Source organism: Flavobacterium sp. (genome assembly GCF_028712645.1).
In the GTDB taxonomy this organism is placed as follows: domain Bacteria; phylum Bacteroidota; class Bacteroidia; order Flavobacteriales; family Flavobacteriaceae; genus Flavobacterium.
In genome coordinates, this window is the sequence record NZ_JAQTPQ010000354.1 from 1 (window position 1) to 2,945 (window position 2,945).

Annotated in this window: 1 protein-coding gene and 1 pseudogene; both read right to left on the reverse strand. The window is 28.6% G+C overall.

The features are described from left to right. Nucleotides 1–852 (reverse strand): annotated as a pseudogene (locus tag PHC28_RS17735) (hypothetical protein); the annotation flags it as partial. Between the two features lie 430 nt (nt 853–1,282). Continuing rightward, complete coding sequence (locus PHC28_RS17740; protein ID WP_300103654.1) at nt 1,283–2,719, reverse strand: hypothetical protein; 1,437 nt, start codon at nt 2,717–2,719, stop codon at nt 1,283–1,285. Between the last annotated feature and the right edge of the window lie 226 nt (nt 2,720–2,945).

Sequence of the window (2,945 nt, forward strand, 5' to 3'; positions counted from 1 at the left end):
AAAAGAAATTGCCATTTTATTGCTTAGTTTTCTCATTAATCCAAATTTAAAATGAGTTGCATTCGTATTAGGTTGGTTTTTGAATGATTTATCTGAATAAGTGCTCCATACCAATTCAGGTCTGAATTTCCATTTTGGAGTAATATCCATTATAGTTCCTATTCCCAAGCCATAAATCATTAATTCTTTTGGAGTAAAATTATAACCAGCAGTAATTATTGAATAGATGTGTTTTCCCCCTGATTTATAGCTTATCCCTATGTTTTGATAATCGGATGCCGAAATCTCAAACTCCTGATAGCCTCCTTTTTTGATAATATTTATTATTCCAATTGCACCTCCTTTTTCAATTGAGTCAACAACATTGATAAGACTTAACTGCAATCCATTTAGATTTTTTACTTTGTTGAAAAGTCCACTTATTTGGATACCGCTAAAGTCTTTAGCAATATTTAGTATTCCAGAGGTTTGCATTCCTTTAAAATTATCTGTGATATTACTAATTCCAGCATATTGAATTCCTTTTGTTATACCAGAAATATTGGATATTCCTGCAATTTGAAATGCATTTACATTATTTTTTGTGTGGTTAATCAAACCGGATATTTGAACACCAGAAACATCTTGAGTGTTTTGATTGTATAAGCCTCCTATTTCAACTCCGTCTATACTTCCTGTTTTTCCCGTTAATATATTAAAAGAAAAACTATATGAATTATGTTTGCTTTCCTTGCCATCATTGTTAATAGGATGAATAAAAGAAAGGTGTACAGAACGTTTCTTTTGAATTGAATCTTGAGCCATTGTGGATTGAACAATACATAATGCAAAAACTAAAATTTTAATTTTCATTTTTTTATTTCGATTAATTATTGGCAAAAATCAATAATAGTGAGCTATGAAAAGGACTCCCTTATAGGTTAGCACTCTTTATTTAGGTAAATATGTTGATTTACCTGACTAAATATTCTTAACTTTAGATAAGAAATAAGTTTGGATTATTATTAATATGTATAATTGAGTTTATAATGTTGCTTTTTTCATATTATAGTTTTTATTAAAAACGATTAACACCGTTGAGTCAGGAGGTTTCTATATGTACTTCTTATTCCTTCAGATTGCTATCGGGATTGCAAAAAAAAAAATTATCATTGACGTTTTCAATTCATATACCTCATTTTATATTGCTTTTTTAGAATAAAAATGAGGCTTCAAATTGACGTTTTTAATAATTTCAGGCGGCTGGTTATATCTGATGTTGAATTTCAATGAGTTTATCAGACTAAAAACTGAAACCGATTCCAGAATAAACACCAAAGATGTAGGGTTTAGAATTTGAATTAAGAGAATTATAAGTATTAATTTGATATTTAAAAACGGGTTCTACTTTAAAATCAAGTTGTTTTAAAATTTCATATTTAAGCCCCAAACCTATATTTCCACTAAAGTGAACATTGTTTAAATTATTAGCTTTTCCAAGTGTGACTTTTTCTTGCATCAAGGAAGTTGATATAGCATTTTGATTTAAAAACAGCGTACTCATTCCACCAATTAGTTCAATTCCGATTTTTTTGTTTAAAACGTTATATGAAATTTCAAGTGGCATTTCAAAGTATCCCATTTGCTGGTTTACAATTACTTTAGGAATTGAATTATTTTGATTGATACCTGCAAATCCAATATCAATAGGAGATCCTTGAATAGTCAGGCTAGCTCCATTTCCAACAGTAGGATTAAGTGGCACGTCATTCGTATTGTAATTTACAGAAAGAGAATTTAATCCTGTTCTTAATTTTATTTTTTTGTTTAATGCATAATTTATACCTACTCCAAAACTTCGGCTTGTGTTGTACTCTTTTTTATTAGTTTCAAATTTAGAGTCCAAAGAAGATCCATCTACCAAAGAACTGTAATACACTGGAGCAACAGTGGAGTTTATTCGCCAGCGATTTTGTTTTTTTTGCTTGACTGATTTTTTTTCTTTTTCTTTCAGTAATTTCTCTAATTCGTTTGGTTGCGTATTTGTGTTTTCCTTTGAGTTTATATTTCCTTTCAATAAGAAATTGGATTGATTACTGTTCATTTCTATATTTTTTTCATCTGAAAGCACCAATCTATTGATGTCGGTTTGATTATTTAGCTTATTTATTTCGTTTGAATATTTAACTAAAACAATAGTATCGTCATCCACTTTATTTTCTGAAGTCAGAAGATAAGTTGTAGCATTTATTTTATTAGAAATGATTGTTTTTATTGAATTTTGAAATAAATTTGGAGATAATGATTTATTGTTGTTTTTTTCCTTTTTATTTAATGAGGTAAGAGCTTCTGCATTCCGTTTTTTAAAATTTATAGGTAGAACTAGTTTGTTTATTGTATTTCTTTTATTGCTTAAAGAATCAGCTACTACTATTTTGTTATTTTTAAATTGGTTTTCAGAAGGTAAGTTTTTGTTTTTTGAATTTTTAGTAAGTTCATTTTCTTCTTGTAGAATTATTTTATTGGTTGAGTTATCAAATAATAGAGCATTAGAAATCCATAAGCCTAAAATTAATGAGGCAGCAATACCTGAAAGTTTCCACCAAAAAGGGAAAGCTCTTCTTTTTTTCTTTTTCTCTAACTCAATTTTGATGTTGTCCCAAACTTCTTGAGGAGGAATTGTTTCAAAGTTTTTAAGTTTTTCTTGAAAAAGATTGTCTATGTTTTTTCTTTCGTTCATTATTATTTAAGTTTTATAAAAAATAATTCAAAAGAGGTGTCTCATTTTGTTGAGAGACAACCTCTTTTTTTAAAGAATTTGGAATAGATTATTGAACAACAACATTAAATGTTGCAACAATATCTGTAGTTCCAGCTGCATTTGTGATATCACCTGTTGAAACACCAGTAGCAGATTTGCTTGGTTGATGTTTTAAAGTTATTTTAAGAGTCCCCGTTGCAGCAGT